Origin of the sequence: Micromonospora globosa, assembly GCF_000717585.1 — a bacterium.
GTDB lineage: Bacteria > Actinomycetota > Actinomycetes > Mycobacteriales > Micromonosporaceae > Micromonospora > Micromonospora aurantiaca.
Map to the genome: position 1 here is coordinate 1 of NZ_JNZR01000066.1, position 6,624 is coordinate 6,624.

General features: G+C 68.1%; 5 protein-coding genes and 1 pseudogene. 4 read left to right on the top strand and 2 right to left on the bottom strand.

Annotated elements, in window-relative coordinates; genetic code table 11:
• Window positions 1-64: 64 nt before the first annotated feature.
• Window positions 65-613: a DUF892 family protein gene (locus tag IF06_RS0131460; protein WP_030275396.1), complete on the bottom strand. Its 549-nt coding sequence runs from the start codon at window positions 611-613 to the stop codon at window positions 65-67.
• A gap of 822 nt (window positions 614-1,435) precedes the next feature.
• Here IF06_RS0131460 and IF06_RS0131465 point away from each other — a divergent pair.
• The 4 genes and pseudogenes from IF06_RS0131465 to IF06_RS0131490 all read left to right on the top strand — a co-directional run bounded on the left by IF06_RS0131465 (window position 1,436) and on the right by IF06_RS0131490 (window position 6,495).
• Window positions 1,436-3,268, top strand: coding sequence for an IS481 family transposase (locus tag IF06_RS0131465; protein ID WP_030275398.1), 1,833 nt, complete (start codon window positions 1,436-1,438; stop codon window positions 3,266-3,268).
• A 441-nt stretch (window positions 3,269-3,709) separates the two neighbouring features.
• Window positions 3,710-4,458: pseudogene (locus IF06_RS32660) on the top strand (ABC transporter ATP-binding protein).
• Window positions 4,459-4,608: 150 nt separating this feature from the next.
• Complete coding sequence (locus tag IF06_RS34135; protein ID WP_143194696.1) at window positions 4,609-4,893, top strand: hypothetical protein; 285 nt, start codon at window positions 4,609-4,611, stop codon at window positions 4,891-4,893.
• 345 nt (window positions 4,894-5,238) lie between these two features.
• On the top strand, window positions 5,239-6,495 hold the full coding sequence (locus IF06_RS0131490) for a PP2C family protein-serine/threonine phosphatase (protein WP_051611149.1): 1,257 nt from the start codon (window positions 5,239-5,241) through the stop codon (window positions 6,493-6,495).
• A gap of 30 nt (window positions 6,496-6,525) precedes the next feature.
• Here IF06_RS0131490 and IF06_RS33485 read toward each other — a convergent pair.
• Window positions 6,526-6,624 (bottom strand): sigma factor-like helix-turn-helix DNA-binding protein (locus tag IF06_RS33485; RefSeq protein WP_269636146.1); only part of this gene is annotated, 99 nt, incomplete at its 5' end.

The window sequence follows — 6,624 nt, forward strand, 5'->3', positions numbered from 1 at the left end:
TGGTCCATCCGCCGACGACGCCACCAAGCCCAAGCCATGACCAGCCACTACACCCGACAAGCCCTCACCGAGCCGTGATCACAATCCCCGGCTGGAGTATTAGGAGTCGTACGCCCAATTCGTGGCCGTACCGTTCAATTTCAGCCGCACTCTCCTGCTTCTGGACGAGGTTGGCGTGTAGATACTGCACACACTGGGCCTCACCCATAATAATCGCCCAATCAAAAAGGGTCTTGTGTGCCGCAATGGTGAGGTATAGGAACCGAATCAGAGTATCGACTGCGAATTGATCAACGAGGTCGACTGAGGGGTTTGTGCGTACGAAGCTTTCAAATCGCCCATACATGCCTTCAACAGTGTCGGACCGGGTTGAAAGCGGGGAGGTGCCGAATGCCTTGGCGCAGGAGTTGATGTTGTGATTCCACTGCATACATTCCTGCTGCTTGCGCCGTACGATCTGCCCGAGATCGTCACTAACTCGATGGGCCAAGAAGTCGAGAACCCGCCGCCCGGATATCTCCATTTCACCTAGTATGCCTAGCTCATAGATGAACAGGTCACGCGTCGTATTAATCGCCATGTGCTCCTCCTGACCTCGCTGGCGAGCCGCCACGGCCTACCCGTTCAGAAACCACCAAAACGCGGCAGGCAAGCCAGCAGGAAGGGTGTAAATTTGCGCATGTCGAACGAGAGGCCGAGAAGGATGAATGAGCCATCCCTGTCTGCCATCGACCCGCCCCTCCTGGGGAGCGGGCCGCCGCCCGGCCCGCCACGTCAAGCGGGCCTTGACGCGCGTACGGACGCTGTCGGAACAGACTGAGTCGGCTCTCGTGTCACGGACCGCGCCCCCGGCGGACATCGCCACAGTGGCGCAGTTGACCCAACCTTGCCCGGCACGGACCCGGCTTCCGGGGTCGGAGCTGACCACCAGCGGCCACCCCTCCCCCTCCCAGGTGAGCAGTTGACCTGACCCTGCACGGCTGCGAAGCCGGCTCCTGGACGACCGACATGCCTTCGCGCGGACACCGCCCCCAAGCTTGGAGCTTGCCGCGCGGACCCGACGCGCCCTCCCTTCGCCGCGCTGCTCAGGCGCGGCGCGGCCGGCTGCTGGCGAGAACCTCCACCACTCTCCCCGCTATCCCGTCTGTGGCGGCTCCGGGGCTCCCCGCTGTCCGCGCCAGCCGCCGGGCGTCAGGCGTGACGGCCGCAGAGCGACAGCGGCAGCGGCCGGCGCGCGCCCAGGCGGCGGCGCGTGCGGCCCGTTGCGGGCCGCCTTGAAGACGTACAGAAACTTTGAACAGCCTCGTCGGGACATCGTTTGTCCTCCGTCGGCTGATGTGCGACACGCGTCGGCCAGGTGATCTGCGACAGTGGTCCGTTTCGGCACTCTGGGCCCGACGTCTCCGCGGGGCGTCGGGACTCGGGGAGGCCGGGATTGGCGCTGGTTGTCTTGTCGGTTGTCGAGCAGCGGTTGGACGCGGTCCGTGCGGTGTTGGCCGGGTCGGATGTGATGGAGGTGGCCGCCAGTCTCGGGGTGCACCGGTCGACGGTGCATCGGTGGGTGGGCCGGTATCTGACGGAGCAGTTGGCCGGGCTGGCCGACCGGTCGCACCGGCCTCACTCGTGTCCCGGTCAGGTCGCGGAGGCGGTCGAGGTCGCGGTGGCGGAGATGCGTCGGGAGCATCCTCGATGGGGATCGCGGCGGATCCGTCTGGAGATGCTGCGGAAGACGGGCCCGTGGGTGGTCGAGGATCTGGTGGTGCCGTCGGAGCGGACGATCGATCGGATTCTGCAGCGGCAGGGTCTGCTGCGGGTTCGACCTCGGAAACGGCCGAAGGACTCGTATAAGCGGTGGGAACGGCCTGCCCCGATGCAGTTGTGGCAGATGGACATCGTCGGTGGAGTGCAGCTGGTCAACCCGGCCACCGGTGTGCTGCGGGAGGCGAAGCTCGTCACCGCCGTCGACGACCACTCCCGGTATTGCGTGATCGCCAAGGTGGTCGAGAGGGCCACCGGCCGGGCGGTGTGTCTGGCCCTGGCCGAAGCCCTGGCCCGGTTCGGGGTCCCGGAGGAGATCATCACCGACAACGGCAAGCAGTTCACCGACCGGTTCGGCAAGTACCGGCCCCGCACCGGTGAGGTGCTGTTCGACAAGATCTGCCGCCACAACGGCATCACGCACCGGCTCACCGCGCCCGCCTCACCGAACCAGAACGGCAAGGTCGAACGGTTCCACGGCACCGTCCGCCCCGACTTCCTCGACACCGCCGAGGCGTTCACCAGCCTCCGGGAAGCCCAGGCCGCGGTGGACGCATACGTGCTGCACTACAACACCGACCGACCCCACCAGGCCCTCGATGTGAGAACGCCGGTCACGCCGGCTGACCGGTTCGCTCCGATCCCGGCCCAGCAGCGGGCACTGGTTGACCTGTGGCTGCCACCCACCCTGGACCCCATCCCCTCCACCGAGGTCCAACCGGTGGCAGCCGACGCACCACCGGTCGAGGCCCAGGAGACGGCGGTGGAGCCGGGTGGGCCCGTGGAGTTCGACCGGGTCGTCCCGGCATCAGGCAACCTGATGGTGTGCCAACGCCAGTTCTGGATGGGCACCTACCGCGCCGGCATGGTGGCCAGGATCTGGGCCGACTGCGACCTGATCCACGTCCTCATCGCCGGCATCCGCATCAAAACCGTCCGGTCCCACCTAAGCGTCAACGACCTGGCCGCCCTCGTTCGCCAGGGCGCCGCCCCAGCCGGCCCCGCACCCCTGCCACCGATCGAGGACGGCGACGCCATCGAGGTCGAACGCTGCGTCAACCGAGGCGGCGGCGTCTCCCTGGGCCAACACATCGTCCTAGCCGCAGAAATCCTCGCCGGCCGCCGCGTCGGCATCCGCATCGAACCGACCACCCTCATGTTCTACGACCTCGACACCCGCGAACTGCTCCGCACCCGCGCCAACCCACTCAGCCCGGAACAGATGAAGCGGCTCCGTGGAGCCCGACCGGCAGGACCACCACCACGACCCTCCATCGAACCCGTTCGGGTGCAACGCAGGGCTTCCAACAGCGGGATCATCATGGTCGCCGGCCAGAAAGTCGCCCTCGGCCGGCTGCATCGCCACCAGACCGTCACCGTGACCGTGTCCGAAACGACCCTGGCCATCGAACTCACCGACGACGACACCAAGGTCATCCGACGCACGACCAACCAGCCAGTCCGTAGCATCAAAGGCCAGCGACCGCGGATCGCTACCTCAGTTTCCTAGACCACCCGTCGCACATCACCTGGCAGAACCGCGTCGCACATCAGCTGTCGGATCACACGTCGGGACATCGTTGTCGGGACATCGTCGGCACGTCGTTGGCACGTCGTCGGCACGTCGGCACGTCGGCACGTCTGTCCGACTCCGGTTGATGCGTTGCACGGTGGCTTCACTTGATGGGTGACACTCCGCCGAGTGCTGGTGGAGTTGAGTGTGACCGGGCAGCGCTATCGCGCAGTCTGGAAGTTGAAGCTGGCCTGTCCGTGACGGAGGTCGCCGAACGCTTCGGCGTCTCGCGCCGGTGGGTGTGATCACCGGCGTTCTCGGCGCCCCGTACCTCATCTATCTGCTCGTCCGCACGAACCGCGCGGGAGGCTCGCTGTGACCACCGACCATTCACTGACGGTCGAGAAACTGACCGTCGGCTAGGGCGGCCGCGTCGTCATCGAATCACTCGATCTGCTCGTCCCGCCCGGCCGGATCACCGCGATCGTCGGTGCCAACGCGTGCGGGGAATCGACGCTGCTGCGGTCGATGTCGCGGCTACTCGCCCCGCGAACCGGCCACGTCATGCTGGACGGCCGCGAAGTACACAGGATGCCGGCCAAGGAGCTGGCCCGAACGCTCGGCCTGCTCCCCCAGTCACCGATCGCGCCCGAGGGCATCACCGTGGCCGACCTGGTCGGCCGGGGCCGCAACCCGCACCAACGCCTGCTGTCACGATGGAGCAGGGACGACGACCGGGCGGTGGCCGCCGCCCTCGACGCCACCCACATCGCCGACCTGGCCGACCGGTCGATCGACGAGCTCTCCGGGGGGCAGCGTCAACGGGTGTGGATCGCCATGGCGCTGGCCCAGCAGACCGAACTGCTGCTACTCGACGAGCCGACCACCTTTCTCGACGTCAGCCACCAGGTCGAGGTGTTGGACCTGCTCACCGACCTGAACCTCACTCGCGGCAGCACGATCGTGATGGTCCTGCACGATCTGAACATGGCGGCCCGCTACGCAGATCACCTCATCGCCCTCGCCGACGGCGGCCTGCACGCAGCAGGTGCGCCGACCGATGTGCTGACCGAGGACTGCGTCCGCGCCGTCTTCGGCCTGGACAGCCAGGTCATCCCGATCCGGTCTCCGGCAAGCCGCTGATGCTACCGATGGGCCGTCACCACATCCGGGCCGCGCAGTCGTAGGCCGACAGCGGCGCATCTCCACGTCCTGCGTTACGCCCCGGCGTCCTGCCGCGTCGCGCCGGCACCAGTTACGACACCCCATAAGATGGTTCACCTCAGCGAGGGTGATCGACTACGGTACGGGTTCGGTCGAGCGGGTAGGTGATCGGCATGGACTCAGTGCGGATGCCCTTCGGCGGTGGTGCGGACAGCGCGCCGGTCCGCCGGGCCGTCCGGGAGGTCCTCGTCGGCTGGCAGGCCACGCACGTCACCGACGACGCGCTCACCGTCATCACGGAACTCGTGCACAACGTCATCAGGCACACCGGTGCCGGGGGCAGGGTCGAGTTGACCCGCAGTCGGACGCGATCCGGATCGAGGTTTTCGACGACTCCGATCGACCACTGCGTCGCTTCGAGCCGGACCCGCACCGCATCGGCGGTCGTGGCCTGCTGATCGTCGACGCGATGGCGCGCAACTGGGGCACGAGAACCACCCCGCACGGCGAGCCCGGCAAAGTGGTCTGGGCGGAGATCTCCCTCGACCGGTCCGCCTGACCGCCCCTCACCGCGAGGCCCGGCCTGCCTCACCTGGCCGGCACCGCACCGCCACCGGCCGCACCGATGACTCGTCCCGGCGGGCCCGTGGCCTGGAGAGGCGCCCCACGGGCGGGCGAGGCGACGCTGTCCTACCCGGCTCGTGCGGGCAGGTGATAATCGACAGGTTTACACAACAGGTGGATGGTGCATCGTGTCGGCGTCACCGTCCGCGTGACGGTCGCGGCCGGAGAGAGGATCTGTCGTGATCAGTGACGCCGACCTGCCGACGGTGCCGCCCACCGGCATGCCGTCGGGGCTGGCGAATCCGGCGTCGTCGCCGACAACCGCGGAGCCGGCGGTCCTTCTCATCGAGGATGACCCCGGTGATGCGTTGCTCACCCGGGAGCTGCTGAGCGACAGCGGAATCAGCAACCGGTTCACCCAGGCGAGCAGCCTGAAAGAGGCCGCGGCCGCGCCGACGACGCCGGACTGCGTGCTGCTCGACCTGCACCTGCCCGACTGCCAGGGGCTGGAGGCGCTCGGCCGGGTGCTGCACCGATGGCCGGACGCGGCAGTGGTGGTGCTCACCGGCCTGGACGACGCGGCCACCAGAACGGCGGCTGTCGCCGCCGGAGCACAGGACTACCTGGTCAAGGGTCACATCGACGGCGCGCTCCTGGGCCGCACGATCCAGTACGCCATTCAGCGCCGACGGGCCGTGGTGACGGAGCGGCAGCTACGCGACAGCCGGATGCAGGCCAGCGAGAACACGCGGCTGCAACGCGGCCTGCTCCCTACGCCACTGGTCACCGACCCCGCGCTGGCGGTCGTCAGCAGATACGTGCCGGGACGGGGACGGTCACTGCTCGGCGGTGACTTCTTCGACCTGGTGCAGGACGAGGATCACACGCTCCACGCCGTCATCGGTGACGTCTGCGGCAACGGTCCGGATGAGGCAGCCATCGGCGTCGGCCTACGCGTCGGGTGGCGCACCCTCACCCTGGCCGGGGTGGAGAAGGCCGCCCGGATGCGGCTGCTGGAACAGGTGCTCGTCGCCGAGCGGCCACGTGAGTCGATGTTCGCGACCGCCTGCACCATCCGCGTCGTCCCAGACCGCTCGCAGGTGATCATCGTGAGCGCCGGTCACCCCGCGCCACTGGTGATCACGCCCGGCTCGGCCGACCCCGCGCCGATCCGCCACCATCTCGGGCTGGGTATGTTCCCCGGGCGAGGTCGCTGGCAGGAGTCGGTCGTCACGCTCCCGGCGGGCGCAGGTCTGCTGCTGTACACCGACGGCGTCTACGAGGGGTTCAGCGAGGACGGGACCCGCCTCGGCGAGGAACGCTTCATAGAACTCGCCGCCACGCTGAGCACCGTCACGGAACCGGGCGACTTTCTCACCGCCCTGCTCGACAAGATCAGACGCAGCGACGACGGCCGGCACAGCGATGACACGGCCCTGCTCTACCTGACCTGGCCCGCCGGGGCGGACGCCGCGCCGATCGGCCCTGATCGGTGAAGGGCGCGGGCGCAGCCCACACTGCTCTGCTCAGGCCTCGGTGAGCTGGCCGCGCAGCTTGGTCAGGGCGCGGGCGAGCAGCCGGGACACGTGCATCTGGGAGACACCGACCCGGGCGGCGATCTCGCT

Excerpts from the sequence above, each read along its gene's own strand:
- IF06_RS34135 (WP_143194696.1), top strand. The coding sequence starts at position 4,609 with ATGGACTCAGTGCGGATGCCCTTCGGCGGTGGTGCGGACAGCGCGCCG.